Genomic DNA, 26979 nt, shown 5'->3' on the forward strand with positions numbered 1-26979 from the left:
ACAACCAGTCTTTATCGTGTAACCTGGGATATATTGCCCTTCTTCCCACTAGAGCTTCACCTCGATAAAAATAGAAAAACCAATTTAAAAAATATGTTGCCCTGCCCTTCGGGGCAGGGCTTAAAGTGTTTTTGTTTTGCGACCCTTCCCTATCAGCTTTTCCAGCGTGCTCTCGTCTTCAGTCATATCTCTACTCCTCTTCCTCTGGATACCAGGCGTTCTCCATCGCTTCGTCTAACTTCTTCGCTTCGGCGACTCTCGCATAGCATTCCTTCATGTTACTAGGGATAGGGCCTCCTATCTCTGCAGCAACATCCTCGAACCTCCCAGACGCACAGAGTTTGTAGAGTTTGTGAATGTTTAGTCTTCTGACCATCCTTGTAAGCGCCTTTCTACTCTGGAGATCCCAGGCCTCATGAGCTTTGAACCTCAAATCTGCCCTTACTCTAGCACCCAAGTCTTCTGGCGCCGCCTCCCACACTTCTCTGTATCTATCACCGAGTCTGATCTCCGCCGCTATTCTCTTGTAATCTCTTGTTGCATATCCTTCTGCCGCAGCTCTTGCATATCTTCCTTTATCTCCTGCAATCCCGGCCTCTTTCGCAGCAGCTTCGAGCAGATCGCCGAGTTTTTCACCTTCGACCGTCGACCACGCCTCTTCCATCCCTTTTATTAGTGCATCTCTAACACTGCTGAGAAAACCTTTCACCTCAGCCACCTCACATCACCTCCTTTAAAAGATGAAAACGAAGGAGTTAAGAGCTTTTCGTCTAACTCGTTCTAACTTTTTCCAACTCATTCCAACTTGTTCCAAGTGGGATGGGGAGGGTGCAAGGCTCGCAAGACCCCAGCCTCGCAAAAATCACTCTTTCTTCCGCTCTAGACTCTTCGCTTTTTCCTCTCCAATTTCCTTAACTCTCTCCATACTCTCTTCAATCTTCTCCTCAGGAATGTAATCTTGCTTCTCGATAATCCGAAGAAGTTCTTCTTCACCCACACCCTTCCTTCTGGCAAGCTCACTAACAGCTTCTGGATAGAGCTCTGACAAAGCTTTGACGATCCAGGAAAGTCTCTCCTCTAAAGATTCAGCCTTGAAGGCCTCACGTGCACTAATAATGCGCCCTTCTTCAACCTCAACCTCTGCAGCACCGTACAGCTTTTCCGCAGCATCCTTAAAAACCTTCTTATATCTTTGCTTTCCGAGAAATGATAAAGGATAAAGAACGCTCTGTGGATACTCCCACAGCTCGCTATCTTCTTGACCTTCAACAATTCTGTACCGCTGCTTGAAGAATCCTTTCTTCCACTCTCTCCCCCCCACACGCTCAATAAGTCCTAACCGCTCCAAAATGTAGAAGTAGCGCCAGAATGATGTGTATGATGTTTTGTGATATAGAGGAATACCTAACTCAATCATCCTCTTTTTGTAGTATTCAGGAACTCCTCTGGCGAGAAACTCTTTGACGACAATATCTTCGTCAATTGTGCCATCAACTCTAATCCCTCTCTTTTTTTCAATTTCCTCTCGAAACTTCTCGTCCTTTATGATGAGTGTGATTGTGTGCACAAACGCTCTGTATACCTCGTATGGTGTAGCTTCTCCTTTCAGTTTCAGATATGAGCGTATGAATGTGGAGGTTTTGAAAGGCCAGACTGAGCGCCAAGGTCTTTTCGGCAACTTAGGCGGCTTCGGAACTTCTTCAGAGGGCTTCGGAACTTTTTCAGGAGGCTTAGGCGGCGGAGGTGTGGGCGGTGTAGGTGGTGCAGGAGGAGGTGCGGGCTTAAAACTCTCTATCGCTTCTCGTAGCACACTAGGCTCTTTCAGCAGGACACCATAAAGCGTTGAAAGCTGCAAATCTCGTAAAGATAAGAGCGTCCTTAGAACATCTTTCAAACCTTTCTTCTTCCACTCTACTAATCGACGTGCGTGTACAATGTAATCCATTAGCAGAGCCTTCAAAACATCTTTTAGCTCTACCCCCCACCTCTCGCTCAGATTTCTCCACCACTCACTTAACAAACGCACCTCCGCAGGATAATCTGTTAAAAGCTCGTATCCTTTCTCCGTAGGTTCTTTACCTTCCACTAACCTCTCGACTAGTGTTATAAACTCTTTCCGCAGCTCTTTAGGAATGCGTCTTATAGTTTCCCAAATTCCCTTCTTTATTATTTCCTCCAAAATGCTCTCTATTTCTTCATCTGAAATCTCAAGAAGCGTTATGAATGAGCCTTGTAGCTCCTTCGGAATACCTCTTACAGTCTCGATAATCTCTCGTATCTCTTCATCAGAAAGCTCGAGTAGTGGCGAAAGCGTCCTCAGAACATCTTCCCCTACATCACGAATTAGAATATTCTTGATTTCCTCTTTTACTCTTTCCCTCCTTTCCTCTAACTCTCCTCCCTTTCTCTTCTTCCTTCCTCGTCTTGGATTTTCCCCGCTCATAACCGGAAAAGGAAAAAAAAGAAAAAAGAGAGAGGGGTTAGAACCACTGCTCCAGCGTCTCCTTGATAAGCGCTAGAGCTCTGCTCACGACTTCCGCATCCACATCTTTCCGCTCCGCTCTTGCAATTGCCATCGCCACTCTTCGCACATGCAGCGGAAACCTCGCATCCCTCCGCAAGAATGACTTTCCGTATTTTTCCATGATCGAAGCCACTTCGTCAACAACGCTGGAGATTGCATCTTCCGCAATCTTAGGTCTGTGCGCTCTCGCTGAGCGAAGCCACGCACCAAAAACCTTCCTTGTTCTCACATCTCCGTGAAGGAGTTTCTCCATGACGTAATCTCTGAGAGGTTTTCCTTGCACCTCCTCACTCTTCACGATGAGTGAGAAACGAGATAAGAGCGGAGGATCAAAGGGTAAGTCTCCTTCGCTGCCTTTGAAGACGCCGTATGTGGGATTCGCCATAGCGATCAGCACGAAACGAGACCCGATTATCTTATGTATGTTCGCTGCGTGGACAATGCACCTTCCCGTCGAAATGAGCTCGTATGTGAGCTTGAAGTCTTGCTTCGGCGCCTTGTCAAACTCATCTATGACAATAATTTTACCATTTGCTCGAGGTAGCACGCCAAGCTCGCCGGATTGATAGTTTATCACTAATCCCGCTCTCGTGACGAGAGGCCCTGCGATCTCAACATCCCTGAGAGATGAAAGCAAATCGACTGCGAGCGTCTTCGCAGTTCCAGGCTCACCGACTACAAGCGTATGAACTGGTTCTTCAGGCGTTGAAAGCAGAGAGGCTGCGAGACACTTCTTCATAAGGTCGTTTCCGTGAATCTCTGAGAAGAAGAGAGATGCAAACTCCTCGAAGGACTCTGGCTTTTCTCCTCCCTCTTCTAACTCTTCTAGCTCCTCCTCTTCTTCTTCCACAGCTGCTTCCTCACTTTCTTCTTCAGCTCCGATTGCAATTAAAGAGGAGAGGCGTGTTGCGGCCTCTCGCAGCGAGCTCTTGCACCACTCCAGAGACCTCTGACCAACATCCTCAGTCTTGCAGATGACTTTGTAGCCATCCTCAGCTTCTTCTATTCGTCTATATAGTGAGCTGAAAAAGTGTTCGACTACTCTTTTCGTGACCGGGCCTTTCTCTGTCCTTATGAAGACTGAAGCATCGTCATATTCGACACTCTTGAAATACTTTCGTGCAAGTGCTAATGCAGCAGCGTTCAACACTCGTCCTGTGGCCGCCTTAGAGAGCGGGAGGTCGTAGCTGTGGTAGAGAATGAGCTGCTCAAGCGTTCTTATCCCTGCCCTTTTCAGAGGTTCCACATCTCTTTTTTGCAGAACATCTTCAATTTTTGTTTGCTTCACTTACATCACCCCCAAATAATTATCTTAAAGACCTCGCAATCCTTCTGAGAAAAGCCTCACTTTGCATCCTAAGCTGTCTGAGCCTCAGACCTGCGGGTGGATTCGCAGCTCTCTCAACATCAACAACACCGAACATAACCCAATCTTGCCTTGCGCTTGTTGCACAACGCAATATCAAGCGAACATCTTCTTCAGAGCCTCTGCGAGCAGCATCAAAGAGTCTTCGCAGAGCGCCGTTTATTCTCAGCTCGCTTATGTGCTCACCCCCTCTTAAGAAGCACCTTACAAGGTAATCTTCCACAGGAAGTGCGGCAAGCTTATAAATGAAAACTGCCGTGTGATGCTCTAAAGAGAAGCAGAGATCGACGAAAGTGATTGGTGTGAGTCTGCTATACTCTCGCATCACAGTGGCGATCATAGCATAGTTTTTGCCACCATAACTTGCAATCCATCCTTTACACTCCTTATCATAGATGGAAAATATGCGCATCACAGCATCCCAGAAGTAAAGACTCCTAAACTTCTGATAATACTCCAACCATGTTCGCACCCATCTCGCATTCTCTCTTGAATCATGAGGTTCAACCATAATTCTAGGATGGTTGTTAAGCCTATCAACGATGCATGTCGTAAGCATGTGAACTGTCTCATACTTTCCTGGAAAATATCGGGGATACACCTTGTTTATGCACCCACTAACTCGTCTCTCAACCCCTTCTTTGCCCTCTTCTTCGTAGATCTCTTGCCAGAATGCTTCCACCTCAGCAGGATCGATGTATTCGACGGATGCTCTTTCACCTTTTACAAAAACGTATTCTTTAGAGGGCGGGATATAGAGAGGATAGAAGGCCTCGTAAGCGTGCAAGTTAAGCTCTTTCACGACCATGCAGATGCCGAAGTCGTAGAGGGCCTTTGCAAGCTCATTGCTAAACTCTCTCAGCTTGTGTGCGAATGAGGGAGAGCGATGCACTTCGCCAAGGATGTATAAGGCGTAGAAGAGCGTTGCGCTTGTTAGCGGTCTGCTTAGATATTTTACAACCCTTTGCACTCTCACACTTAGGGGCTCGTGCTCTACGTCAACCACCCTTTCCACCCCCTCTCAGTCCCTATGAAAGTCATTTTCTTCCTCAATCTCCTTAATTGTTTTCTTCTCTCTTTTTCTTGCTTCTCCTACCTGCTTCCTTGTAGCTATCTTAAGGAGTGCTAATTTCACCACGCTTTTTCTGCAAAGCTTTTGAAGAGCGTTCGAAAGTTTTGTGGAAGGAATAGGAAAAGAAATAAAGAAGGAGTTCATTGCAGCACACCTCTCGCTTTCAGTTCTCGTCCGTAGCGCTCAACCTTCTCCTTTAACTCCTTTATCTTGCGCTCACACTCAGCCTCTTTCTTATCGCAGAATTCTGCCAAGGCTTCGTAGTTGTGCTCACGCAAGATCGCGGCGATGCGAGCGAAAATCACAGCTTCTCTTCTCGCCCTCTCAAGCATTGTGCTCGCCATCTGGTAGCGGCGACGCAATGTTCGTAGCTCTACGTCTGCGACCTCGTTACTTTCCTCTCTCATCCTCTCCCACCTCCTTTTCGTTTTTCTCACCCTTCTCTGCTTCTTCCTCAACTTCTTCAGATCCTTCCGCAACCTCTAGCTCTCTCATCTCCTCAAAAGCCTCTTTGAAGATGTGGAAGACGGTTTCGCCAATTTCTCCAAGCAATGTTGCTATTGGACTGCAGTTTGCAGGAAAGACCTCTACCTGAAAGCCTCCTTCAATAAGCTTCTTCTGATACTCTTGCATCTCCGCAACTATGAGCAAAGAGAACACAGCTTCGCCACCCTCATAAAGCCGTTTGTGGTAATCTTCCATGATTCCTGCTGCAACTACGACGTCGTTGTAGTGGAAGGCGACAGAAAGGCCTGCTGCTTGCATCCACCTCATGAAGTCGTCTAACGATTCCGCTACGATGGGCTCAAGTATTGTGATTTTCTCGGCACCAATGCGCACCTCAGCCTTGGCAGAAGGGGCTGTTACAAAAGTAAAGTTGAGGCCTTCTTCTCTCTCTTCTCTATCTTTACCTCTCCTACCTTTTTTCCTCTTTCTCTTCGCCATTTTCCGTCACCCCCAAAGAAAAAATAGCGAGAGGAGAAAAATAATCAGTAGTGGAATGCGACGTTGCCAGCAGCTCTAAAGCAATAGAGGCAGCTTGAGCAGACCATTTTCTGTTTCTGACAGACCTTGAACGGTTTGCGGTAGCACCTCTCAACCCCCGCCTCGAGAAAATCTTCTGGTGGTTCTCCAGTTGTCTCGTCTGTCGAAGCATAGATAACAAAGTTTTTCTCCTTAGCAAGCTTTCTCAGCTCCTCGAGAAGCTCTGGCACTCTCCAAACTCTCGTATATGCGAGAAAAGTTATTCTGCGATTTCTCCGTGCAATCTCTCTCCACGCCCTTATGTAAGAGCGTGAGTAAAAGTCACCAGTGACGTGCACACGAACATAGCCATGCACAAACTTTAGTTCTTCGCACATCTTCCTCACGAAGTCCTTTGATTTGGAGAGATTATAGCATTTGAGTGTGTGTCTTTTGACCGTTCGGGTCGTAAAGCGGCCTTTGCGAGAGTAGCAGTTTTTCCTGCACCACTCACTCATTCCAGGGCATGTGATACCTCTGGGAAGACTAAATGATGGGATGAGGCCGAGATGTTGATTGTATGGAGAAAGATAGGAGAACAACATTTTGATTCACCTTTTCCTTCTCTCTTTTCCCCTCTCTTCAATCCTCTTCCTCCTCGTCGCCGTAGATTTGCTTGAGTATTTGCTCTCGTTCCTCATCAGAGACTGAGACTACACTCAGCGAGGAGCACAACTCTGTAAACCTCTTACTTTCTCGGCGAGCGAGGGGCTTATATTCTTTAATAATGCCGTTTCTGAAGAGGGTGTATTGGTAGAGTATCCACACCACGACATCAAAGTGTCCGCCACCGCCGAGATTATCAACATATTCAATGTTGAAATGATCCACGATGCGCTGCAACAGCTCTCTCATGTAATTCTCGTCAATAGATGCGAGAACGATGTCCTCTCGAGTGATTTTAGGCGCATCATATCGCTTCAAGTTCTTAGCGAAAAACTCTAAGCTTCCGCCATCGTCTGTGGCAACGAAGTGCAAATCACCCTTTATTTTCAAGACGAGCTCAGAGCATGTGGGTTGGAAAGGTGCTCTTTCCCTTGTTATTTCTCCTACGCACATCATAACACGCACACGCATTCGCACACACACCCCCAAAAGGAAAAAATCAGAGTTTCTCCGATAGAATGTATACGGCAAGCACATTCTTCATCCTTCTGATAATCTCTTTGTTGTGCTCTCTGATCTCGAGGGTTTTTGCAGCCCACTCGCTGAACATCTCGTTGATGATGCCATACAGTTCAAAAAGCGCCTCAGCCTCTCCTAATCCGAAGATGTAGGTCGCATCCGCTTTTGAGAGCTCGATTGAGTAGGGCGCTAGGGGATAGAGTTTTATTTTGTTGAATGTCATGGGCTCTTCACCAAGCCACACTCTGAAACTTCCTTCACGCACAATCTCAAGCTCATCCAAGAACTTGAAATCCTTTGCTAAAGTCGTTAGCTCAAGAAAAGCTTCTCTGATAGGCTCACGCAGATGCGGCGCAATTACATCGGCGTATTTTATGAGCCTTCTGATGAAAACTCTTCTTGAATCTGGTGGATGAATGTCTATGCCTTCGGGTGCGATGTGAATGTATACATTGTCCTCGCTAATGGAAATAGGAATTGTGCAATCATCATGAAGGCGTAAAGATATTAGTTGAGTGAATATGTCGTCAAGGTCGTTGAAAAGATCGAGGTTCGCAATCGTATCTAAGTCGCTTGAAAGTAGCTTTCCCTCTCCACGCTCAACTTTTGTCTCTGATATTGCCATCAATAAGTCTGTTAAGATGAACCACCATCCATGATACAGGCGAGTCTTTCTAAGCTCCTCAACCTTTTTCTTGAGGTGTTCTCTGAGCGCCTCAATCTCTGCAAGGGCGTCCATCACCAGCGCTTTGAGATGTTGTATTCTGTCTGCGCACGCCTTCAACTCTTTCACGAGCTCCTCTCTTTCTGTCTTACTCATCTCAGGTTTTACCATCACTCTCACCTTCCCCCTCATCCTCGAGCTCTTCTTCATCCAACATCTCCAAATCAATGAGAATTCTGCGGTGCTCTTCGTCTGAGACTGCTCTTACGTCTAAAGTGTAGCATATTTCTTCGAATCTCCTGCTCTCCTCCCAGATTATCTTCTGAGGGTCGAACTCTTTTATCAAACCATTCTTGTAAAGGACGTACTGATAGAGAATCCACATGACGCTCTCGAATCTTCCACCACCGCCGATGTTGTCTACGAACTCAATCTCAAAGAAATCAACGATGCGCTGAAGAACCTCTCGCAGATGATTCTCGTCGATAGCAATAAGGAGGAGGTCTTCCTGCGTAATCTCGGGCACATCCTCAAAAGACCGTATCGCTTCTGCAAACCACTCCAAATCGTCACCGTAATCTGTGTGGATGTCGTATACATCTCCTTTTATTTTCAAGACGAGCTCAGAGCATGTGGGTTGGAAAGGTGGTTTTTCTCTATTTATTTTCTCTAATCTGTACATTTTTACTCTCATTTTTCACCACCTTGCCCATATATTCACATCCGGATGCCCCTATTGAAGATTTCTTTGAATTCATCTACGAGATCTTTGTCTCCTTCCCAGACATCGCCGTAGTCAAAGACGTTCCAATGTCTCGCTTTTCTCCCGGAATCATCCGCAATTTCCTCCCAGCTTTCGAGGAGGAAGGCGTCGGCGTCAGCATTGAATTGATAGAACATCACGAGCTTTATTGTATATTTACCACTCTTCAACGTTCTCTCTATTTTTATATTCTCAATCTCTTCTTCGAGTCTCAGCATTTCCTTATAGCGATCAGCGAGATATTTGTCTAACAGTTGCATTCCCTTCTCATAGAATGCCTTTTCCCCCTCGTGGTCACAGAACAATAGAAAATTTGTAATCACCTCATGCTTCAGAGATGTGTGGCGTCTTAGTAATGCATAGTAATCAAGTAGTTCGCTTGTTTTTTCATCCAACTCCTTCTTCATCTCGTTCCTCACCACACTTATCTCCTCTTCTATTTTCTCTTGCATTTCCCCGCTCACCCCCAAAGGGAAAAAATAAGAGAGGGAATCGTAGTCACCAGCCCTTGCGAGCTTCCTTACGCTTCCTCTTTCACTGTGAAGTTTTCGATCATGTATTTCACTCCATTTGCTTTGTAGTGCGTCGTGTTAGTATCGTAGAAATGAGCGAAGCGGACACGATACCTCTTACCACCGCTCAGAAAGAGGAGACAGCATCCAAAGTCGCAACCTCCGTCCCACTCATCCACTTGAAATCGCTCCTCTACATTCTCAGCAACGATCTCGACGATTTGTTTCATAATCTCTTGTTATCATATAAATTCTTGCAAGAGGAAGAATGTCGGGGTGTTCAATGTATGTTTCTACGAAAATTGTTCTTGCCGTGACACAGACATTTAAGACTTTTCTACACGCAAAGATTTTACTTAGTTGTAATCTCGACATCTCTTCATCTGTTAAGTCTCTCTGAAAACTCGCTGCAACAATGTAAGATGGTGTGTGAATGATTGGAATGTTCTGCTCGGCTAATTGTTTGAAATGCTCTACGACTGATTTGCATTCGTTCAAAGCATTTTTGATTGCTTCTTTGATTTTATCTTTATCGTATTGAGTCAGTGTGAATCCTTCCCTCTCTGCTATTTCTGCTATCTCAGTGATTTCGTCAGCTCTCATCGTCTCATCACCCCCTCTCACTGAATTTTGACTGCAAAACATCCTTCTCCCATTCTTCCAACTCCTCTTTCCACGCTTGCTGTAATTCTCTGAACTTCTCTTTCTCTATGAACTATTCTGTTTGAGATCTCTTCAGCCCTCTCCCAATCTTCATCGCTCTCGATCTTGAAGTCAACCACTTCACCGTCGATTTCAATCACTAAGAAGTGATTGAAGATCGCAGTCGTCTTCAGATTTCCGAAAGTATCTACGTAGCTCTCACCGTGCGCCGCACTCTCAGTTACGACTTTCACTTCCTTCGCACCTTCTAATTTGTCAAGTATTTTTTCTAATTCTCTCTCAGTCATTCTCTCCCACTCCCAAGCTTCTTCACACGCACCTCGTAAACAACAGCAATTCGCAGCAGAAGCTCCGCTTTTCTCTTCGCTTCTTCTGTTTTGCACGGAAGCTCCGCAAGCTCTCGCAGAAGTTTCGCTCTGCGCAAAAGTTTATGTATTTCCTGTGCATCATCTTCATCAGTCCTCATCAGCTCGCCTATTTTTTCGCTCACTCTCTCGCCCAGCTCTTCTAGTTTCTCACAAATCTTCTCCCGCAATTCCTCATCCATCTCGCCCACCCCCTCAAGCAAAAAGGAAAAAATAAGAAGAGGAGGTTTGAGCTCTGTCATTTCACGCCTTCACCCCCAAATTACCTCTTCTTTTTCTCACGCTCCAAAAACGCATCCACCGCAGCTCTCACCGCTTCAGATACGGTTTTATATCGCCCCTCTGCCACGAGCTTCTTCAACGCCTCGTATTTCTCCGCTGGCAACAGCACGCTCACAGGGAAATAACCTCGTACCTGTTCCTCCATCCCCTCCTCACCACTCTTAATTAATTAGTGAGTATTTAAATAGTTGGTGGTTTGCGAGGGAAAAATAAGGAGAGAATGCGGGTGCCCGTCGTGAGGTTATAGCTTTGTGTGAGCCTTGGGGCACATCAAGCTCAGCCCCCTCTTGAGTTCATCGGAGACGTATCTTCGCTCTTACCCTCGTTTGTAGCAACCTGTTGTTGTGTCAATTCGCCATCCGTAACCTTTTTATAGATGTTGTTGATTTTTTTGCGTAAGCTTTTTATATAATTGAGAATCAACACAAAATTAAAACAGGGTTCTCCGCCGTTCTTTCCCTTATATATAATATATAAGAGGAGATTCGGTGTGTGTTGATTTGATTTTGCTGTTTACTTAATCAGCAAGAAAAAAATCCGCTCTTTTTGGCACACAAATCAAATCATATTATAATATATATAATAGCGAGGACGGCTCTGAGAGCTTTTCCAGTGCGTTAATGTGTTGAAACACTCTCCTCTCTGCTCGTGCGTAGCACGTAGCACAGGGGCTGAGGTGGCGAATCCATCTTAAGGAAAAAATCAGAGTGCGAGAGTAACTAGCAGCTCCTCTTTACCCTCATTTCTCAGCAATCTCGCAAACGCTCTCGCCACATCTTTAGGAATTTGCCGTAGGTTCTTCTTCCTGAATGATCGGATTTTTCTGCCTTCGAGAAGATGTGCGAATGCAAGTTGACTCCTAAAAATATCCTTAGTTCTGTGTTCGTAAAGCTCGCCATCATCAGTGAGGTGGTGAATGTAGTAATACTCAGAGTTTCTACCGTAAACTGTGACCCACCCACCACCAATACGCATTATTTTATCTGCATAGTTGCCAAGCCAAGCATCAAGAAGTTTCCAGTAGGTCTCAGCGTGCCTTCTACGAACTTTCTCTTCGGCCTCCTTTTTAGCAATTGCCTCTTCTCTTCTCTTGAGAATCAAGTCTATATCTTCAACCGCTTTGTTCACGATATTGGCTGAGATTATAGGATATAGTTCTAACACTCGCTCAAATTTCCTCACAAATGACTCATCCTCTAAGCGCTTTAGAAATGCCTTTGCACCTTCCTCTGAGAGAGACACGAGACGAGTGTGCATGTGAGGGGACTCCTTCTCTGGCAGATTTACGTCGAGATATTCGTTTGTGAAGATTTCGAGAGATGACTGTATGCGTGGGAAGTGTAAGCAAATGAAGAGGCCTCCACCCAAGAGGTATCTCTTTGAGTAATACACCGGGGCCTCGCCTTGCACCATCTTTTTTCATCACCCCCAAATGAAAAAAATAGAGGGCTCGTAGCTCAGCACGGACGGAGCGCCGGCCTTCTAAGCCGGGTGTCGCGGGTTCAAATCCCGTCGAGCCCGCTGATGCAGCGCAGGTAAGGGCAACTGAATCTCAATTCCTCCCTCTTGCACGCCTCTAACGCCCTCTCCCAGTCGTCGCAACTGTTGAGCTTGTAGATGATGTTTGTGCTGAATGAGCAGCCCCGCACGCTTCCATCAGGATGGACTGAGATAAGTCTATGTGCGTAGCCGCAGGGCTCTTTCCATCGCAAGCCATACTTGAGCGTGAGATAGAGACATTCGTCGCAGAAGACATTCTCTTGCTGCAAGAGCGTGAGGATGAAGGGTTGTAAGCGGAAAGGCACGAACTTCGGCGACAGCAGGAACACGGGATGATGCTCCGCAAGCAGAATTACCCTTGCAAAGGTTTGCATCGGATTTCTGTCAATCAAGAGGTAATTTACGCCGACACCGTCAAGATTCTTGATGAGTTCGTAAAACTCACGAAAGTCGAACTTGAACTCGTCAAAGCTCACAGATATGTCTGCATTTCTTACCCTGCGAGCCCGCTTTGGCAGCGCTGTTGTGATTGAGACTCTTATGTCGTAATCCTCACAAAGCTCGACGAAGCGATTGCAGAAGTCTATGTGCTTTTCATCGTATAAAGGTTCGCCACCGCCGAGACATATACGATTAGTGTAAGGTACGATGTGTGGGATTAGTGATAAGAAGAAGGAGAAAGGTTTTGCTTGTCTCTCTTTCTGATAGCAGAAAGGACAATTTTTAGCACATTTAGTTGTGAAGTGAATCATTATGGCTTCAAACATCATCTTTCCCACCTATATATCCTCTAATATGAAGGGCGTGAGAGCGTTCTTTAGCGCTTTGAGTATTTTCTCCCACTCATCGTTTCTCTTCTCCCACTCCTCTATTTTTTTCTCAGCCCCTTTGATGAGGTCTTTTCCCTCCTTAAGGAAGCTTAATATGATATATAAGTATTTGACTGAGTGTGGGGAAAGAGGTTCGCCGAACTCTTCAGGAGGGTCGGTTGTGTACATAATGACGTCTACATAGCTTTCACTGATGTCGAGTCTTACTCTTAGATTGTCTGTACTGAAGGTGTAATGAGCAGATGTTTCCACACCCTCTAACTCGTTTTTAATCCTCTTTTCGAGAATCTTTCTGAGATTTCCTAAAATTGTCTTCGCCTCTTCTTCCAACTTCGCAGTTCTTTTAATTTCTTCACCCAATTTTCTGAGAGTGCCATGAAGATTTTCCAAGAGTTTATCCGCCGTCTTCTTCTCGACCATTTTCACCCCAGGGAAAAAATAAGAGAATCTTATATATCTTCCAGTATAAGCGGCGCAAGCGCATTCTTCATCGCTTTGAGTATTTTAGCCCTCTCTTCACTCTCTTCCTCCCACACCTCCACCTGCTCTTCAGCCCTCTTGATGAGCTCTTCTCCTTCCCCGAGGAGTGTTAGAAGAGTGTTTAAACTCCTGGTTGAGTGAGGGGTGAGGGGCTCACTGAATTCTACAGGAGGTTCGGTTGCACTTATTACAACATTTACATTATACTCATCAGCATCAATTTTCACCTCTAGATTGTCTGTATAAAAAACATAGTAAGCTCTTTTTATCGCAACCCCCTCCAACTCGTTTTTAATTTCTTTCTCAAGAATATCTCTTAGATTCTTTAGAATCCTCCCCGCTTCCTCCTCAAGCTCCATCATTCTTTTAGCTACTCTACTTGATTTTCTGATGATGTCGAGAAGCCTCTCCAAGAGTTTGTCCACCTTCTCTACAGCCTCTTCCATCGCTTCCACCCCCAAGCGAAAAAAGTGATTGATGAGAAGGTTAGAGAGCTACTTCCATTATTACTATTGATCTTCCCTCCCCTTTTGTCGAATATCTGAGGTCGTAGCAAGGCCAGTTGTAAGGTTTGAGTGGGAACGGTTCGGTGTATGCGAACGGAGCTACACCCTTAATTGCTTGTATGTCTAGGAGCACTTCCAGAGCCAAAACATAATCTATTCGTGCTCTGCTTACAACACTCTCGCCAGTCAAAAGTTTTGGTAGCAAATCACCGTACGCATCCTGAACTAAATCTATCAGCTTGACTATTAATTTGCGGGCCCACCTCTCAAGAGGCTCTCTCTCAAGTTCTTTTTCCACCGTGTTACGCAGTTCTGAGTCCCAATAGAAAATGTGGTGGAGTGTTTCCAGCCACGCAAGTCTGTGAGCTTCTTTCATCGTCTTTGCTGGAGTGGGTGCTTCATCTCCTTTGTATCCTGAAATCTCCCACTCGCCTTTATCATTCACCGCTAAAACCGTGCCGCACGGTGTACGCCACTCATCGCATTTATTAGACGCTGTTGCAATAGCTTCATCAAGATCTCTTTCCGATGTTAAAAAGAAGAGGGTCATACAAATCACCCTAGGTGTGTATGTCTACGACAAGAATAGTTTCTCCCTTCCTAGCCTCGGTGTAATAGCGCAGGTCAAAGCAGCGCCAGTTGTATGGTGTGAGGAAAAAGGGATTGTCGTAGGCAAAAGGTGGAGTTCTTCTACTTCTCTGTATCTCCAGAAGGGTTTCTAATGCGATGACGTATTGCCACCTCTTCATATATGTTGAAAAATTTTCTTCACCAGTTACAAGGTTAGGCAGCAAATCTTCGTATGCCTCTTGAACAAAATCTATCAGCATGCTGATAAGCTTTGATGTCCATCTGTTGAGAGGTTCTTTCTCAAACTCCTTCACCACTTTCTCGTAAACTTTCTCATCATCGTAGAAGAAAAGGTCATATAGTATACTTTTCCACGCTTTCCGATGAACGCTCTCTATAGTCCAATCGCTTGCTTTGATGCTCCCGTCTTTTAGTCTTTTGAGAAGTTCTTTGTTAAAAGCCGTGAGTGTGTTCTCTTCGTTCACGGCACAGACCAACTCATGATAGTTGTTCTCGTCGCAGTGTTTTTCAGCCCACCTGTGAAATGCTTCAACAGCCTCACTAGCATCGTTTGTCGGAACAAGGAAATAGTACAGCGCATGCATTTTAATCACCTGCGTCTTCCAACACTGCCGGTAATTCCTCTGATTCTATATTTAATTCTTCCAGCGTCTCTGATAACTCTTCTAGCGACCACACGCACCCACACTCACACTTACCAATCCACGAAGTTTGATACTGACCTCCTACAAGTTTCAGACAAACTTCCTTTCCACAAGTGCATTTGATTTTCATTACTAGAGGATGTCTTACCTCTGTCATTTTTCACCCCTTGAAGGTGGAAAATAAGAGTTATTGCTGCTGCTTTTTCTTCACGTTCTCGCAGACTCTTTCCCAGATTAGCACCGAGTCTATGTTTTTGATTTGCGCTAAATGCTTGAAGAATCTGTGGAACTCACTCTCGTCCACACTTTCTCCGAGCTCAAGCTCCTCGCAGAACATACCACCGTTGTCTGCGAATGGGAAGCAAATCACGATGCGGTTGTTCTTCGGCGCATAGATTGCACAGGCATGCTTCAGGTCAAGTATTCTTCTTCCTTTCCCATCATATATAATTGCCATTTTCCACCACCCCCAAAGGAAAAAATAAAGGGGAAATTAGATAATCCTTGGGAGAAAATAGGGAGCTGCTATCTCCTTCATCTTACGAAGAATCTTGTTGTTGTTCTCAATGACCTTCGAGAGTTTGCTGTAGTACTCCTTTAGCATTTCGTATAGCACACCATAATGTTCTATAAGTGTGAGAATATAGCACGTTGGATATTTGAAATCTATAGGATAAAGATGTCCGCATATTTCTTCACCCCTCTTTAGGATGAGAGCAAACAACGGGGAGGAAGAGTAAGAAGTCAGGAGAATCTCGCTGCATCTGTAAGCAGTCGTTTGCTCCAGATTCCATATTCTGAAGTCTCCTTTGCGTGAGATTTCCACGTGAGGAGGTGGGGTGCGAAGCTCTCTCGCTAACTCTGCGAGCTCGGAGAAATCCTCACGGATGCTTCGTCGCACATACGGACGAACCTCATCCGCATATTTAATAATGTATTTAGCGAGCCTTTTCTCTTGCGGCGCATATCTCCTTCCGAGATAGACAATTTCTGTGTAATCTCCTACATATATGCTGCTACCGATTACAAGCGCCTTTTTCACACCTTGCTCCTCTATCGGGACAGTTATCTTCTTGTAGGAGAAGGGCTTCAAAGCTGAGAAAATCTTACCAACTTCAAAAAGAAGGTTATCGTCAAAGAGATTTCTTGCTTCTTCGAGCTTCGACCATAAATCTTCGCTCGCTCTAAAAGATTCGAGCACACCGCACTCATCGCATATTTCTTCCACAACCTCTCTTGGAATGAAGATTCCGACGAGATGACTTTTGAATTTTTCAAACACACTCTTAATTTTCTGCTCTTTCAACCCCCAAAAGGAAAAAATTAGAGGGTTGTTGCGAGCAGGTACGGTGCAACTAAGCTCCTTATTTTTCGCAACACCTCTTCGTTCTCCGCCACGATTGTTTTGATTTTAGTGTATGCCTCCTTGTATGCTCCTTCCACATCATCGAGAATCTTGATTAGATTTAATATTCCGTTTTCTGTGATGCTTGTTTCTGTAACGTTAATCCAAAAATCTCTTTTAGATGAAAGTGGGTGGAAGATGAGGTCTCTCGGTCTCTCGTAAGAAACACTCAAAGCATTACATTTAATCCATTTGAAGCTCGCCCCCTCCCGATCATGGTAGCCATAGTAGAGAATCTCAAAGTCTCCGTTGCAGTAATGGAAACACTCATATTCTGCTCTAATTTTATCTAGATATTCTCCAAGCAGGATTACATCATCTAGTAACTCCCTGCCAAATTCGAAGATATCTTCCTCCATTCTTTGAAGGAAGTTGTCGAGAGATATACAATAGCAACCCCCTTTCTCACTCTTACTTACCACCTCTATTTCCTTCATCCAATGTTTTCTGTATAAGTGTTTCTCATCCACCATTATTGGCGTACATAATCTCCTGATCTCATCTCTAAGGCTGTGTAAATAATCTTTGAGGGAGGAGTTGCGCAACACATTTTTTATCTTGTGGGCGTAAGCTCTGATTGCTCTACAACGAGCGTCTTTAGCAACAAATTCTTCAGCAAGCGCTCTGATCTCTTTGAGTAAAGGTAGGCGCTTGGCGGGCCGCTCACACTCTACCAACTTATCCATAATTTCCATAATCTCCTCGGCTATCATCACTCCCGCCTCATAGTTCGTTAACAAGCACATATTCGCCGACCACTTTTCTCATTCTCTCAAGAATCTCATCGTTCTTCCTCTGAATTTCAGACCACTCTTCGTGGAATCTCTGATAAGCTTCGTAAATAGGCTTGTATAGTGCGAACAAGTCTTCCTTCCGAGTGATACTTAAGTGATAAACGTCTTTATCGCAGATTACTTTAATTTCTTCGAGAGGGGCGTCCATTGAGATTGAGATTTCCCTGCATGGAATCTTTACGAAACACATTATTTCAGAGCGGTAAGCTTTTCTGTAAAGAAAGTATCCATCACACCTTTGCGTGATCGTCAAACCCAACCTCAGTTTCTTTGCTAGTTCAACGAGCTCTTCGAAAGCTTCTTGTATGGGCTTGCGAAGATGAGGAACTATTTTCTCGTGGTATTTGGTAACGACTTCGATGAAGTGGTGTTCGCTGAGCACCTCTCCTCTTCTCCGCTTCTTGCAAAGACTGGAGTAGAATCCAGCCCTTATATCGTTACTTATAACCAAAGCATCGTAGAAGTCAAGCACACCGCCGTCTTCTACACGGATCACCGCTTTCCTATGAGCGAAAGGGTGCAATTTTCGGAATAAACGATACGCTTCCATTATATAGTGTGATGGTGTTTTCAGCGATACGATGGACTTCTGATAGAAATCGAGAACCTTCTTGTAATAAGGATTCTCTTCTTCCATTTTCGCCTTTCTGGCGTTGAGCGAGTCGATTGTCTCCATAACTAACTCATACCCCTCGACATATTCCTCGAAATCGCCCTCGCACATTTCCCCTAAGAAAAGAAAAAATAATCAGACTCCGTTCGCAAGAACGTACGGTGCGACTATTTCTTTTATCTGCTTTAGTCTTTCCTCGTTCCTCTTGAGCTCTTCTCTCAATCTCTGATGCGCCTCAGTCAGTATGTCGTAAATCACCTCATATACCTCGAAAAACTTCTCTAATTCGCTGATGTCGCCGGAGGCAAAAAATTCGTCTCTGAAAGAATAATGCACCCTGTAAAATCTGCTCGTGGCGCTTATGCAGATTTTGTCAGCGTGGTAAGCTTCCACTTCTCCACTTTCTATGTCCCAAATCCTGAATGAGCCTCTGCGAGAGATTTCCATCTCAAGACATCTCTGAATCTCTTCGACCAATCCTACAATCTCAAGAAAATCTTCTCTGATGGTTTTACGCAGCAGCGGAACAATCTTGTCTTTGTACTTGAAGATAGTATAGAACATATTTTGGATGCTGACCTCCTTCCTTCCACTATATTCTTCGGGATTCTGATAAGTCCATGTCGTGTATATTGAGTGACCGACGACAAGAATCTCAGAGCCGTATTTTTTCCGCTCAAGTTCCACGATGACTCTCTTCCTAGCAAACGGCTGCAAATATTTGAGCGCTTCCATGGCCTTTACCAGATGATCTAACTCTATTCTGAGTAGGAGATCTCTAACTTCTTTTTGGAGGTGCATGCACTTTGAGTAATATTCAACGTCTGCAGGGCTGATGATGTATACTTCGTTCTTCCGCCGAATCTTTTGAATTTTATCCTCCAACCCTTTCAGCTCTCTCATACCCCCAAAAACAAAAAAATCAGAGAGAAAGAGTGATATGAGTCCAGCCAGGCGCATCCACTGCTTTGCACGTAGTTACGATTACGCCTTTACCTCTTGTTGCTATTGCGGTGAACAGCGGTTTCGCCTCTTCTTCATCAAAGAGATAACCGTCAGTCATCACGACGACGACACTGCCACTCCGCATTTCTTGCAGCGTCTTCTTTAATGCTGGCGTTATTCTCGTGCCGCCACCACCACGCATCTTCTTCGCAATCACTTTAGCATCTGAAGGACGTTTTACTTCAAGTCTCTCATAGACATCAGCGTCAAAGCATCTGACAAGAACTTTTGCACACTTCGCAGCACCGTAAATCTCACCAAGGAACTGTTCCAACTCTTGCTTGCTTATAGAGCCTGAAGTATCTATGAGTGTGTAAACTTCTCTCAAGCCAAATCTCTGGAATCCTGGGAAGTTATCACTTTTTCTTGAGAGCCTCTTCCATGTTGAGATGTGTTTCTGAAGACCTATAGAAACAGCAGCTCTCAGCAAAGCTCTCCAATCGACTTTTGGCCTCAATATCGAGTCCAGCTCGGCAAGCAGAGCGCCCACAGGCTCTCTACCAGCCATCTTCGCTGCGAGCTGGGCGTTCTCCAAAACTTCCTTCCATCTCTCTTCTAATTCGCTCTCTGAGCCTTCGTAAAGTGAGCCGTCACCTTCTCTGATGACTTCTCCTTGCTGCTCGCCAACGAAATCACCAGTCAAATCGTGCTCTTCGCCTATACTCCTGCTCCCGCCTTTACCTGCACTCTCGGTATCTTCAGCTCCAACATCTCCGCCAGCTCTCGCACCACCTTCTTCACCACCTTCAGCACTCTCACCACCTTCAGTGGTGCTTACGCCGTCAGTCTCACCAGAGCCGCGAGGGTAAGGTCTATCTCCACCATTTCCAGACCCACCAATCGCATATTTTAGCAGCTCTCTGTATAAGCGTTCAACACTCCATCGCTTGATCTCATCTTCCGATTTCTCAATCAGTGAGCTTACATGATGTGCTCTCAAGGGATGTAAATCATCTCGGTGGTTGAAATCGTTATCAATAAGAGCTTCGTTTACGATGATGTCTGCTGCTATATTGAAAAGCTCTTTACTTTCGACCCTATCTCCACGAAATGCGTGTCTGAATGCCGCATGCAGTACTTCATGCGCAACAATAAACGCTCTCGACTCTAACGAGAACTTCTTGAATCGCTCTTCGTTGATGTAGAGATTGCCGCGCTTATCAACACCGGCGATTTCTGTTAGCCTACTTGTCTTCAGAACTCTGAGTTTGTAGAGGATTGAGCCGACGAAAGGGCTCTTTATCATTATGAGCGTTGCTGCTTCCTCAAACTCTCTCATTTCGCCCATCTATCTCTCACCCCCAAGGGAAAAATAAAATCACTCAATGTTGGCTTTGAGTATATCTGCGGCGAGCTCATTCTCTACAGATCTGAGATGTAGAAGCCTCTCTCCTTCCCTTATGATCTTATAAACTTTATTTCTGAAGAGGATGAAATCTCCCACTCTTTTGATCTCAGGGCCATCTGTGCGAAGAACGATGTATTTTTCTCTTAAGAAATCTCCCACCGTCCACGAGGAGAAAGGGAGTTCGCTCTCGCACTCAGGACAGACACATATTGCGTGCATTTCATCCTGATCTTCTACTCCCAGGCGTTTGTAACGCAGAGATTTTTTCTTATCTAGAGATAGCTCGTATCTCCATAGTTCTTGTATGTATGCGTGGACACTATTTATCTCTCTCCCGCAAAAAGGACACTTAGGCATCTTCCTCACCCCTCTCCTCTGAAGATTTTTCCGCATCAGTCTTAAGAATATCTGCAAGCACTTCGTCCTCTACAAGTCTGAGAATCAGAAGGTTTTGGTCGGATTCATCCTCATCAATTTTGTAGACTTTACCTCTGAAGATGATGATGTCACCTTTCCGAGCTTCAATCTCAGGATCATCTGGACGAAGAACAACGTACTTCTCCTTTAGAAAGTCCTCGGTATCATCATACATAGGTATATGCTGATCGCAATGAGGGCAAACATCAGTCTCTAACGCCTCGCTATCTGATATGAAATCTTGTTCCCATTGTAAATCTCCGTTCTCGTCTAAAGAAACTCTGTAACGTGAGGTCTCTTGATACCAGGAATATAGATACTCTATCTCCTTCCCGCAGAAGGGACATTTAGGCATCTCTCTCGTTCTACCGATCTCAACACACCAAACAATCACTTCACTCTAAGTTTGCCCTGATGATGCTTGCTATAGTCTCATCCTCTACAAGCTTTAGATGTAGTAAAGCGCTGCATTCGTCCATTACTTTGTAGACTTTTCCTCTGAAGAGGACAAAATCTTCTTTTCTTTTAATCTCAGGGTCGTCTGAGCGAAGGATGATGTAGTTCTCCTCTAGAAAATCTTCAATATCTCCGAAGTACTCGTCAAGAGGGATTTCCTCTCCACACTCTGGACAAAATGCTTTGTAAACTTTATCTCCTTCTTTACTATGCTGCCACACCCATCGCCCATCTGGGTAGACTTTAGGTTGTGCATTTTGAGCCTTTCGGCCCAAAATGCTTCGTGCGATGGAATCTTTTGTCCATCGCACAGGGTGCAACCCCACACCCTCTATCCCGTCCGCCTCAAAGGCTTCCGGGATTGCCTTCCTTATGATGTTGTATGCGGCGTTCACATCTGCATTTATGATAGTTCCTCTCGCACTCTTGAACAACCCTCTCATTCTTCTACCTGCGTATTCTTCTCTATGCTCTATTGGCTCGTTATCCAAGAAACTACACTTTGATGTGTGGTCTTCTTCCACGAGGATTACTTCTATCCCTCTTTCCTCTACCTTATACTTGATCTGCTGAATCAGCGTCCAGATTGGAATTTGCACGAAATTCTGGTTATTCCTTTTACCTAAGTTCACCTCTTGCTTCCACTCCTTGTTATAACCGATCACTAATCTTCCGATGTTGTGCGAAGCGCACCACTCAGCAACGAACTTGCTGACCTTGTGCAAGAAATCCTTCAGCTTTCTTTCCCTCTTCGCTGATAGTCTCTTTAGCCTCTTGCTTGTCTTTATTCCTTGCTTCGCATATATGCGCTGCAATCTCGCTTTTTCCTTGTTGAAGAACTGGTTTATGGACTTCGCAACCCCGCCCTTAACAACAATCGGCTTCTTGCCGATGTTGTTTGCGATGGTTACGAGGTTGCGAACACCTAAATCTATGCCTGCGACTCTGCCTTTGTCTCTTTCTGCGATATTTACCTCTTTTTCATATACAATCTCAACAACATAACCTACACCCTTTGGAATTATCCTGACCTCTCTTATTCCTTCCTTTATCCTTGTCTTGAGCTTTAAGCAAACAATTTTTGGGAAAATTAGCTCTCCTTCTTTGACTTTGACCTGTTGATTCGTGAAGATGAGCATGAAGACACCATCTTTCTTCTTATATTTCGGTGGTCTCGGCCTTTCTTTGAACTTCTCAGGATGTTCCCTCCATTCATCCATTGCGTTGAAGAAAGATTTCCAGTTTCTGTCCAAAACTCTCAAAATCTGCTGAGCAGTCTGAGCTGGAAGCGCTCTGTAGTTCTCACTATTCTTCAAGAGTTTATCTAACTTGTTGTATCCTATGCGTTTTCCTGTTTTGAAGAACTCTTGTCTGACAATGTAATTTGCCTCGTTGTATAGGTTCTTAGATATATGACAGAGTTTTTGAAGGTTCTCGTCTCCTCTTATCCATATCTGTTCAGTCCTTAGAACTTTCAACCAAACTCACCTCTAGCTTCTCATTTTTCCTCTTGCTGTAAAGCTTCATCGAGAAGCAATGCAACAAAGAAACTATTTCTTCAAAAATCTCTTCGGCATCTAATTTCTTATTTCCAACCTCTGAGACTACTATAATCTCAGTTCCGAAACGCTTGAAGAGTCTCTCAAAGAATGAGAAGCCAACTCTGCTCAGTCTATCTTTATGTGCAATTATCACTTTATCTACCTTGTAGTCCATAATTTCGTCAAGAAGCTTGAAGAACTCCTTCCTATCATCGAAATTAATTCCTGATGCTATGTCTGCAAAGATACCATTTATCTGATAACCATTCGCAAAAGCCCATGCTTTCAGCATCTCTATTTGATTTTCAAGAGCTTTCTTCTGCTTCGGCGTGGAAACTCTCGCATAGATGTATGTCTTGCGTGGAAGTCCTCGATTCAAAAGCCTGAAGACATCTTCATCAAGATAATCGTAACGCTTCCCAATCTTTTTTCTCCTTATCAAGCCCTCCTTTGCATATCTGTGCAGCGTGCTCCGAGATATCCGAAGCACCTTCATTACCTCTCCCGCCTTCATACATTTGATAATACGATTTAGGTATATATAAGACTTTCGGTTGGAAATCGGTCATCATACTCGTGCACGCTGTGAACAGACTCACTTACGAGAAGATGGTGTATTTCCTCTCCACATATCGGACACTTTGGCATTTCTATCCCCCCCAAAACAAAAAAGGAAAAAGAGGTTAAGCGACGACGCTCGCAGCCTCAGCGATGCTCTCGAAAGCGTCAGGCGCTGCGTCCTTAACAGCCTTCAGGACTTTTCGCCTCGATTTCTTCGGAAGTGCTCTTGCGAAGACTATGAACAGCTCTCCTCTATCTCTAAGTATTTTCACAGCAACATGAATGATTTTCTTAATGTCGCTAACGTTTGCGAGCTGAATCGTAAGCATGTATTTTTGATCAAGTGAGAGGCTATCGTATTTGTCAGGATTCTTTATGATTTCGTTGACGTCCACACGAGCTCTGAGGAAAGTTCGGAACTTCAAGCCGAGCTCTCTTCCCACTAATGTCGGCGCATCTTTCTCGAGGTCAAGCGAGCGTGCTGCTAAAATCGTCCACGTTCGTGGTGTTGCAAATTGTTCAAGCGTTTCTGCATCGTCAGGCTTCTGCACAAGATAGTTTTCTCCTTCGTAAGCTGCTAAAAACGCATAGACCCGCTTGTCCCAGGCATCTCCGTATTTCCTGTCCATGTAGTCAACCCAGTCTTTAAGACTGGGTGGATCGACTCTTATGACTCTGAAGCGGTTGAGCAAAGGTGCTGGCAGTGGACGAGCAATCGCACTGTCTTCTGGCGTATTTCCTGCTGCGATGATGAAAGTGCCGCCGTTTATTGAGATCTGACCGACCTTTCTGTCTAATGCTATTTTGTAAGCCGTTGATAAGACGTCATCTCGCTGGACGTTCGTTATTTGACGGGTGTGTGGCAACCTGACGACCAGACAACCAGGTACCACACACCTTTCGTCTAAAAACAAGATTCCGCTTGCCGCCTGTAAGCAGCGAGCCCAAAGCATCGGATAGTAGCGAACGTAATTGCCGTTAACACGAGGTATTCCTATTAGATCCGAGGGTTCGACCTCAGTCAGTCTGAAATCCACGAACAAGAAGTATTTATCTGGTGCCTTTAGAATTTCCTGCGCCGCGTCATCACTGTAGTCAATAAATTCTTTGCCGTGCTCTCTTGCCAGCTCTTCAGCACATGTTCGCACCGTCTCGCTCTTCCCAATTCCTGACGAACCCAGTAGGAGACACGGTGTTTTAGGGTCTTTCTTATATAGACGCTTTAAATAATCAAGCAATTCGCTCGCCTTCATTCTCTCACCCCCAAAGGAAAAAATCAGAGCTCCGAGAGCACAAAGGGTGCTGCAATCTCACGCATCTTTCTCACAATCTCTTCGCATCTTTCTTTCTTAGCTTGCAGTTTCTGATAGGCTTCATCGCACATATCTGCAAGCACATCATATAACTCGAGAAAGCGGAGGGAATTTACAAGAACCGTTCCTATGTCTTCCACACTTCTTATATTTCCGTCGTTGAATAGGATGATGCGAAAAGTTCCTGGCGGATAAGTTAAATCTACACGAATCGAGATTTTATCGAACGCCTCATAGCTTATCAGTGAGCCCTTATATTTCACATGTGGGTTAAGGATGAGCACTCTGAATTCACCCTCACGAGTGACGATATTCTCATCAAAATATAGTTCTGCGGTGAGAGATTTTGCAAGTGTGTGGAATTCGGCTAGTTCTTCTCTAATAGTCCTCCGAACATAAGGAACGACTTCATCTCCATATCTCACAAATGTCCGAAAAACCTCTTCCAGCGTAGGATACCTGCGTTGATCGCTCCAGAACGTCTCGTATATTAGATTTCCTACAATGAGGTAACCACCACCGAGAGGAATCACTCTTCTTTTGTAGCTGAATGGTTTGAAATAGCCAAACAATTTTATAGCTTCATATTTGTAGTATGAAATCTTCTTCACTAATTTCCACACTCTGTTCATAAGTTCCTTACACCTTTTGTAAATTTCTGTATCCTTTATCTCTCTGCTTATTCTCCCATTTAGGGTGTTGAGTGCTTTTTCCAAGCAGCTTTCGTAAGCTTCCTCAGCCCTTATATAATCAATTCTTTTCTTGTCAACCTCCTGTGCAATTCTTTCCAGTTCTTCCTTTATCTTCTCTATCTCTTTCATTCCCCCAAAGAAAAAAATCAGAGTCCTGAGAGCACAAAGGGTGCTACTACCTTCTTCATCTCCTTTAGAATTTCATCGCACCGCTCCTTCTTTGCTTGTAGCTTCTCATAGGCTTCTTCATACATTTCCGCTAATGTATCGTATAGCTCGCTGAGCCGAAGAGGAGCGTAGGGTGTATCGTCCATATCTACCACATCTCTGCTATTAGTGTTAGTGTTAATCAGGTAGACTGTGCACGATCGAAGAATCTGTGTGAGATCTACATAAATAGTGACTTTGTTGTATGTTTGCCAAAACACCCGCGCCCACCCTTCCGACCGCTCAGAATATTCGAAAGAGAGAGTCCTAAACTTTCCCTCACGAGCAGCAAGCTCTCCCTTCATTTCAGCCATGAGTTCTCTTCCCAATCTGCAGAACTCTGCAAGCTCTTCTCTAATATTTTTTCGAACATTTGGAATAATCACATCAGCATGTTCTAAGAGTATCTGAAAAATTTCCCTCGCTGTTGACTCTCTATATATCTTCGTGTTGGGGGTTGTGGTTATCGTCCTACCTATCGTAAGATATTCTAAAGGTTGGAGTCGAATTACCTTTCTTTTATAGCGGAATGGTTTGAAATAATCGACAAGTCTTATAGCTTCTTCATCATATCGTGGAAAATTGGAGATTATATATTCGATTTTTCTCCGCAACTCATTACACTTTTTGTAATCCTCTCCTTCTACGATTTTGCTAGCTAACTTTTCACTCACACGCCCAAACCTTTCGAGAGCTTCACTGTATATTCTTTCTGCTTTCTGTAATTCCTCCACCGATTCCTCTAAGTCCGTTATATCTTTTTTAAGGTCTTCCGGCATCTTCATCCCCCAAGGGAAAAAATAAATCATATTCTTTTTCTGAGGAAGAGTGCAACGATTATAGCCGCCACGAGTGGTGCTGTTGGAGTGGGTGTTGTCGGCTCGGGCGTTATTGGCGTTGGAGTCGGTGTTGTTGGAGTCAGCACAGCACCAGGATTCATTCTCATGAAATCTTTGACCGTGTAGAAATCCACGAGGAAATACTCTAACTCAGGAATTACCGCTCCTGAGACATATCCGAAATGCTCTGAATACGTTCCATCAATCGGGATGAGCACCCAATCTTCAAAGCCATCACCAAGTTCGCAGTGGAGTTTCTGCGCAATCTCTTCAGGAGTGGTCTCAAACACATCAACGACATCGCTCAGCCCAAGCTCAAAAATTGCGTCTGCGGTTGATTCGGGTGCATAAAGAAGGCAAGTTGCGTGATCAACTTCGCCGTCTCCATCGCAGTCGATGTCGCCTACAAAGGCGATATAACCGTAATAGTTCAGAAGTGAAGCGAAGAGAATTGCGAAGTCCTCGCAGTCTCCTGCCTGCTCTCTCAGCGTTTCTTCAGGCGTCTGAAAGTAGTCAGGGCCTGGGCGTCCATCACCAACGATTGTTCCTGGCGCGGGCTCAGCGTTTTCATCATCATATCTGTATATGATTGTGGATGTGAGTGTGTCGTATGCGATTTTCATCTCGTCGAGGTCTAACAACCCGTCGTTGTTTATGTCAAAGGTTGCGAAGACGCTAACGACATAAGGTGTGTAGAACTCTGAGGGTGTGCAATTGCTCAGAATTTCAGGCACTTGGGCTTGCGTGGGCGTGATTGAGAGAGGGATTAGTGAGAGCGATAGCACAAGCAGAGCCTTACTCACGCTTACTCCCATCTCGCACACCCCCAGCACACTCTTCGTTAATCCTTATGAGAACATGGTAGAAAATTTCTGAGC

At 44.8% G+C, this 26979-nt stretch carries 38 protein-coding genes and 1 tRNA gene; 1 reads left to right on the top strand and 38 read right to left on the bottom strand.

Annotation, left to right across the window (positions count from 1 at the left end; all coding sequences use genetic code 11):
• Positions 1-190: 190 nt before the first annotated feature.
• From J7J01_01150 to J7J01_01235, 18 genes are all read right to left on the bottom strand, one after another.
• The gene (locus J7J01_01150) at positions 191-718 is read right to left on the bottom strand and encodes a hypothetical protein (protein MCD6209499.1); all 528 of its coding nucleotides are present in this window, start codon (positions 716-718) and stop codon (positions 191-193) included.
• A 144-nt stretch (positions 719-862) separates the two neighbouring features.
• Positions 863-2443: a hypothetical protein gene (locus tag J7J01_01155; protein MCD6209500.1), complete on the bottom strand. Its 1581-nt coding sequence runs from the start codon at positions 2441-2443 to the stop codon at positions 863-865.
• 37 nt (positions 2444-2480) lie between these two features.
• Complete coding sequence (locus tag J7J01_01160; GenBank protein ID MCD6209501.1) at positions 2481-3812, bottom strand: hypothetical protein; 1332 nt, start codon at positions 3810-3812, stop codon at positions 2481-2483.
• A gap of 19 nt (positions 3813-3831) precedes the next feature.
• Positions 3832-4896 (bottom strand): hypothetical protein, encoded by a 1065-nt coding sequence (locus J7J01_01165; GenBank protein ID MCD6209502.1) that lies wholly within the window; start codon positions 4894-4896, stop codon positions 3832-3834.
• 15 nt (positions 4897-4911) lie between these two features.
• A complete protein-coding gene (locus J7J01_01170; GenBank protein ID MCD6209503.1) occupies positions 4912-5106 on the bottom strand; it encodes a hypothetical protein in 195 nt (64 codons plus the stop codon).
• Positions 5103-5369: a hypothetical protein gene (locus tag J7J01_01175; protein ID MCD6209504.1), complete on the bottom strand. Its 267-nt coding sequence runs from the start codon at positions 5367-5369 to the stop codon at positions 5103-5105. Before J7J01_01175 ends, J7J01_01170 begins: the two co-directional genes overlap by 4 nt.
• Entirely contained in the window at positions 5353-5907 is a 555-nt protein-coding gene (locus tag J7J01_01180) for a hypothetical protein (protein ID MCD6209505.1), read from the bottom strand. The genes J7J01_01175 and J7J01_01180 overlap by 17 nt, the downstream gene beginning before the upstream one ends.
• A gap of 44 nt (positions 5908-5951) precedes the next feature.
• The gene (locus J7J01_01185) at positions 5952-6530 is read right to left on the bottom strand and encodes a hypothetical protein (GenBank protein MCD6209506.1); all 579 of its coding nucleotides are present in this window, start codon (positions 6528-6530) and stop codon (positions 5952-5954) included.
• Positions 6531-6567: 37 nt separating this feature from the next.
• Positions 6568-7062 (bottom strand): hypothetical protein, encoded by a 495-nt coding sequence (locus tag J7J01_01190; protein MCD6209507.1) that lies wholly within the window; start codon positions 7060-7062, stop codon positions 6568-6570.
• Between the two features lie 28 nt (positions 7063-7090).
• The gene (locus tag J7J01_01195; GenBank protein ID MCD6209508.1) at positions 7091-7984 is read right to left on the bottom strand and encodes a hypothetical protein; all 894 of its coding nucleotides are present in this window, start codon (positions 7982-7984) and stop codon (positions 7091-7093) included.
• A complete protein-coding gene (locus tag J7J01_01200) occupies positions 7932-8468 on the bottom strand; it encodes a hypothetical protein (protein MCD6209509.1) in 537 nt (178 codons plus the stop codon). The genes J7J01_01195 and J7J01_01200 overlap by 53 nt, the downstream gene beginning before the upstream one ends.
• 23 nt (positions 8469-8491) lie before the next feature.
• On the bottom strand, positions 8492-8989 hold the full coding sequence (locus J7J01_01205; GenBank protein MCD6209510.1) for a hypothetical protein: 498 nt from the start codon (positions 8987-8989) through the stop codon (positions 8492-8494).
• Positions 8990-9057: 68 nt separating this feature from the next.
• Positions 9058-9279, bottom strand: a complete 222-nt coding sequence (locus tag J7J01_01210) for a hypothetical protein (GenBank protein ID MCD6209511.1) — start codon at positions 9277-9279, stop codon at positions 9058-9060.
• Positions 9251-9652, bottom strand: coding sequence for a hypothetical protein (locus tag J7J01_01215; protein ID MCD6209512.1), 402 nt, complete (start codon positions 9650-9652; stop codon positions 9251-9253). Before J7J01_01215 ends, J7J01_01210 begins: the two co-directional genes overlap by 29 nt.
• Before the next feature lie 17 nt (positions 9653-9669).
• The gene (locus J7J01_01220) at positions 9670-9999 is read right to left on the bottom strand and encodes a hypothetical protein (protein MCD6209513.1); all 330 of its coding nucleotides are present in this window, start codon (positions 9997-9999) and stop codon (positions 9670-9672) included.
• Positions 9996-10259 carry a hypothetical protein gene (locus J7J01_01225; GenBank protein MCD6209514.1) on the bottom strand — a complete coding sequence of 88 codons (264 nt, stop codon included), beginning with the start codon at positions 10257-10259 and terminating at the stop codon, positions 9996-9998. The genes J7J01_01220 and J7J01_01225 overlap by 4 nt, the downstream gene beginning before the upstream one ends.
• Positions 10260-10339: 80 nt before the next feature.
• A complete protein-coding gene (locus tag J7J01_01230) occupies positions 10340-10504 on the bottom strand; it encodes a ribbon-helix-helix protein, CopG family (protein ID MCD6209515.1) in 165 nt (54 codons plus the stop codon).
• Between the two features lie 557 nt (positions 10505-11061).
• Positions 11062-11772, bottom strand: a complete 711-nt coding sequence (locus tag J7J01_01235) for a hypothetical protein (GenBank protein MCD6209516.1) — start codon at positions 11770-11772, stop codon at positions 11062-11064.
• A 33-nt stretch (positions 11773-11805) separates the two neighbouring features.
• Here J7J01_01235 and J7J01_01240 point away from each other — a divergent pair.
• Positions 11806-11880 (top strand) — tRNA-Arg (locus J7J01_01240).
• On the opposite strand, the gene J7J01_01245 is transcribed toward J7J01_01240, so the two are convergent.
• From J7J01_01245 to J7J01_01340, 20 genes are all read right to left on the bottom strand, one after another.
• Complete coding sequence (locus J7J01_01245; protein MCD6209517.1) at positions 11862-12629, bottom strand: radical SAM protein; 768 nt, start codon at positions 12627-12629, stop codon at positions 11862-11864. The two genes, J7J01_01240 and J7J01_01245, sit on opposite strands and share 19 nt — an antisense overlap.
• Positions 12630-12638: 9 nt before the next feature.
• A complete protein-coding gene (locus tag J7J01_01250) occupies positions 12639-13109 on the bottom strand; it encodes a hypothetical protein (GenBank protein ID MCD6209518.1) in 471 nt (156 codons plus the stop codon).
• A gap of 29 nt (positions 13110-13138) precedes the next feature.
• Positions 13139-13615, bottom strand: a complete 477-nt coding sequence (locus J7J01_01255) for a hypothetical protein (GenBank protein MCD6209519.1) — start codon at positions 13613-13615, stop codon at positions 13139-13141.
• 40 nt (positions 13616-13655) lie between these two features.
• Positions 13656-14225 (bottom strand): hypothetical protein, encoded by a 570-nt coding sequence (locus tag J7J01_01260; protein ID MCD6209520.1) that lies wholly within the window; start codon positions 14223-14225, stop codon positions 13656-13658.
• A 10-nt stretch (positions 14226-14235) separates the two neighbouring features.
• Positions 14236-14850, bottom strand: a complete 615-nt coding sequence (locus J7J01_01265; protein MCD6209521.1) for a hypothetical protein — start codon at positions 14848-14850, stop codon at positions 14236-14238.
• Position 14851: 1 nt separating this feature from the next.
• Positions 14852-15067 (bottom strand): hypothetical protein, encoded by a 216-nt coding sequence (locus tag J7J01_01270; GenBank protein MCD6209522.1) that lies wholly within the window; start codon positions 15065-15067, stop codon positions 14852-14854.
• A 30-nt stretch (positions 15068-15097) separates the two neighbouring features.
• On the bottom strand, positions 15098-15367 hold the full coding sequence (locus J7J01_01275) for a hypothetical protein (protein MCD6209523.1): 270 nt from the start codon (positions 15365-15367) through the stop codon (positions 15098-15100).
• A 36-nt stretch (positions 15368-15403) separates the two neighbouring features.
• On the bottom strand, positions 15404-16138 hold the full coding sequence (locus tag J7J01_01280; protein MCD6209524.1) for a hypothetical protein: 735 nt from the start codon (positions 16136-16138) through the stop codon (positions 15404-15406).
• A gap of 95 nt (positions 16139-16233) precedes the next feature.
• Positions 16234-17028, bottom strand: coding sequence for a hypothetical protein (locus J7J01_01285; protein ID MCD6209525.1), 795 nt, complete (start codon positions 17026-17028; stop codon positions 16234-16236).
• Positions 17029-17038: 10 nt separating this feature from the next.
• Complete coding sequence (locus tag J7J01_01290) at positions 17039-17746, bottom strand: hypothetical protein (protein ID MCD6209526.1); 708 nt, start codon at positions 17744-17746, stop codon at positions 17039-17041.
• Between the two features lie 111 nt (positions 17747-17857).
• Positions 17858-18625 (bottom strand): hypothetical protein, encoded by a 768-nt coding sequence (locus tag J7J01_01295; protein MCD6209527.1) that lies wholly within the window; start codon positions 18623-18625, stop codon positions 17858-17860.
• Positions 18626-18644: 19 nt separating this feature from the next.
• On the bottom strand, positions 18645-20015 hold the full coding sequence (locus tag J7J01_01300; protein ID MCD6209528.1) for a VWA domain-containing protein: 1371 nt from the start codon (positions 20013-20015) through the stop codon (positions 18645-18647).
• Between the two features lie 30 nt (positions 20016-20045).
• Entirely contained in the window at positions 20046-20432 is a 387-nt protein-coding gene (locus J7J01_01305) for a hypothetical protein (protein ID MCD6209529.1), read from the bottom strand.
• Complete coding sequence (locus J7J01_01310; protein MCD6209530.1) at positions 20425-20847, bottom strand: hypothetical protein; 423 nt, start codon at positions 20845-20847, stop codon at positions 20425-20427. Before J7J01_01310 ends, J7J01_01305 begins: the two co-directional genes overlap by 8 nt.
• Positions 20848-20887: 40 nt before the next feature.
• Positions 20888-22426 carry a transposase gene (locus J7J01_01315; protein ID MCD6209531.1) on the bottom strand — a complete coding sequence of 513 codons (1539 nt, stop codon included), beginning with the start codon at positions 22424-22426 and terminating at the stop codon, positions 20888-20890.
• Complete coding sequence (locus J7J01_01320; GenBank protein MCD6209532.1) at positions 22407-23003, bottom strand: IS607 family transposase; 597 nt, start codon at positions 23001-23003, stop codon at positions 22407-22409. Before J7J01_01320 ends, J7J01_01315 begins: the two co-directional genes overlap by 20 nt.
• A 169-nt stretch (positions 23004-23172) precedes the next feature.
• Positions 23173-24303, bottom strand: coding sequence for a hypothetical protein (locus J7J01_01325; protein MCD6209533.1), 1131 nt, complete (start codon positions 24301-24303; stop codon positions 23173-23175).
• Positions 24304-24326: 23 nt separating this feature from the next.
• A complete protein-coding gene (locus J7J01_01330) occupies positions 24327-25184 on the bottom strand; it encodes a hypothetical protein (GenBank protein MCD6209534.1) in 858 nt (285 codons plus the stop codon).
• A gap of 17 nt (positions 25185-25201) precedes the next feature.
• Positions 25202-26047 (bottom strand): hypothetical protein, encoded by an 846-nt coding sequence (locus tag J7J01_01335; GenBank protein ID MCD6209535.1) that lies wholly within the window; start codon positions 26045-26047, stop codon positions 25202-25204.
• 20 nt (positions 26048-26067) lie between these two features.
• On the bottom strand, positions 26068-26916 hold the full coding sequence (locus J7J01_01340; GenBank protein ID MCD6209536.1) for a hypothetical protein: 849 nt from the start codon (positions 26914-26916) through the stop codon (positions 26068-26070).
• Positions 26917-26979: the final 63 nt, after the last annotated feature.

The organism is Methanophagales archaeon, assembly GCA_021159465.1.
In the GTDB taxonomy this organism is placed as follows: domain Archaea; phylum Halobacteriota; class Syntropharchaeia; order Alkanophagales; family Methanospirareceae; genus G60ANME1.

Bases quoted from the DNA above. Each gene is read 5' to 3' on its own strand.
- J7J01_01155 (MCD6209500.1), bottom strand. From the start codon at position 2,443: ATGAGCGGGGAAAATCCAAGACGAGGAAGGAAGAAGAGAAAGGGAGGA.
- J7J01_01170 (MCD6209503.1), bottom strand. From the start codon at position 5,106: ATGAACTCCTTCTTTATTTCTTTTCCTATTCCTTCCACAAAACTTTCG.
- J7J01_01175 (MCD6209504.1), bottom strand. From the start codon at position 5,369: ATGAGAGAGGAAAGTAACGAGGTCGCAGACGTAGAGCTACGAACATTG.
- J7J01_01180 (MCD6209505.1), bottom strand. From the start codon at position 5,907: ATGGCGAAGAGAAAGAGGAAAAAAGGTAGGAGAGGTAAAGATAGAGAA.
- J7J01_01185 (MCD6209506.1), bottom strand. From the start codon at position 6,530: ATGTTGTTCTCCTATCTTTCTCCATACAATCAACATCTCGGCCTCATC.
- J7J01_01190 (MCD6209507.1), bottom strand. From the start codon at position 7,062: ATGCGTGTGCGTGTTATGATGTGCGTAGGAGAAATAACAAGGGAAAGA.
- J7J01_01195 (MCD6209508.1), bottom strand. From the start codon at position 7,984: ATGAAGAAGAGCTCGAGGATGAGGGGGAAGGTGAGAGTGATGGTAAAA.
- J7J01_01200 (MCD6209509.1), bottom strand. From the start codon at position 8,468: ATGAGAGTAAAAATGTACAGATTAGAGAAAATAAATAGAGAAAAACCA.
- J7J01_01205 (MCD6209510.1), bottom strand. From the start codon at position 8,989: ATGCAAGAGAAAATAGAAGAGGAGATAAGTGTGGTGAGGAACGAGATG.
- J7J01_01210 (MCD6209511.1), bottom strand. From the start codon at position 9,279: ATGAAACAAATCGTCGAGATCGTTGCTGAGAATGTAGAGGAGCGATTT.
- J7J01_01215 (MCD6209512.1), bottom strand. From the start codon at position 9,652: ATGAGAGCTGACGAAATCACTGAGATAGCAGAAATAGCAGAGAGGGAA.
- J7J01_01220 (MCD6209513.1), bottom strand. From the start codon at position 9,999: ATGACTGAGAGAGAATTAGAAAAAATACTTGACAAATTAGAAGGTGCG.
- J7J01_01225 (MCD6209514.1), bottom strand. From the start codon at position 10,259: ATGGATGAGGAATTGCGGGAGAAGATTTGTGAGAAACTAGAAGAGCTG.
- J7J01_01230 (MCD6209515.1), bottom strand. From the start codon at position 10,504: ATGGAGGAACAGGTACGAGGTTATTTCCCTGTGAGCGTGCTGTTGCCA.
- J7J01_01235 (MCD6209516.1), bottom strand. From the start codon at position 11,772: ATGGTGCAAGGCGAGGCCCCGGTGTATTACTCAAAGAGATACCTCTTG.
- J7J01_01245 (MCD6209517.1), bottom strand. From the start codon at position 12,629: ATGATGTTTGAAGCCATAATGATTCACTTCACAACTAAATGTGCTAAA.
- J7J01_01250 (MCD6209518.1), bottom strand. From the start codon at position 13,109: ATGGTCGAGAAGAAGACGGCGGATAAACTCTTGGAAAATCTTCATGGC.
- J7J01_01255 (MCD6209519.1), bottom strand. From the start codon at position 13,615: ATGGAAGAGGCTGTAGAGAAGGTGGACAAACTCTTGGAGAGGCTTCTC.
- J7J01_01260 (MCD6209520.1), bottom strand. From the start codon at position 14,225: ATGACCCTCTTCTTTTTAACATCGGAAAGAGATCTTGATGAAGCTATT.
- J7J01_01265 (MCD6209521.1), bottom strand. From the start codon at position 14,850: ATGCATGCGCTGTACTATTTCCTTGTTCCGACAAACGATGCTAGTGAG.
- J7J01_01270 (MCD6209522.1), bottom strand. From the start codon at position 15,067: ATGACAGAGGTAAGACATCCTCTAGTAATGAAAATCAAATGCACTTGT.
- J7J01_01275 (MCD6209523.1), bottom strand. From the start codon at position 15,367: ATGGCAATTATATATGATGGGAAAGGAAGAAGAATACTTGACCTGAAG.
- J7J01_01285 (MCD6209525.1), bottom strand. From the start codon at position 17,028: ATGATAGCCGAGGAGATTATGGAAATTATGGATAAGTTGGTAGAGTGT.
- J7J01_01290 (MCD6209526.1), bottom strand. From the start codon at position 17,746: ATGGAAGAAGAGAATCCTTATTACAAGAAGGTTCTCGATTTCTATCAG.
- J7J01_01295 (MCD6209527.1), bottom strand. From the start codon at position 18,625: ATGAGAGAGCTGAAAGGGTTGGAGGATAAAATTCAAAAGATTCGGCGG.
- J7J01_01300 (MCD6209528.1), bottom strand. From the start codon at position 20,015: ATGGGCGAAATGAGAGAGTTTGAGGAAGCAGCAACGCTCATAATGATA.
- J7J01_01305 (MCD6209529.1), bottom strand. From the start codon at position 20,432: ATGCCTAAGTGTCCTTTTTGCGGGAGAGAGATAAATAGTGTCCACGCA.
- J7J01_01310 (MCD6209530.1), bottom strand. From the start codon at position 20,847: ATGCCTAAATGTCCCTTCTGCGGGAAGGAGATAGAGTATCTATATTCC.
- J7J01_01320 (MCD6209532.1), bottom strand. From the start codon at position 23,003: ATGAAGGCGGGAGAGGTAATGAAGGTGCTTCGGATATCTCGGAGCACG.
- J7J01_01325 (MCD6209533.1), bottom strand. From the start codon at position 24,303: ATGAAGGCGAGCGAATTGCTTGATTATTTAAAGCGTCTATATAAGAAA.
- J7J01_01330 (MCD6209534.1), bottom strand. From the start codon at position 25,184: ATGAAAGAGATAGAGAAGATAAAGGAAGAACTGGAAAGAATTGCACAG.
- J7J01_01335 (MCD6209535.1), bottom strand. From the start codon at position 26,047: ATGAAGATGCCGGAAGACCTTAAAAAAGATATAACGGACTTAGAGGAA.
- J7J01_01340 (MCD6209536.1), bottom strand. From the start codon at position 26,916: ATGGGAGTAAGCGTGAGTAAGGCTCTGCTTGTGCTATCGCTCTCACTA.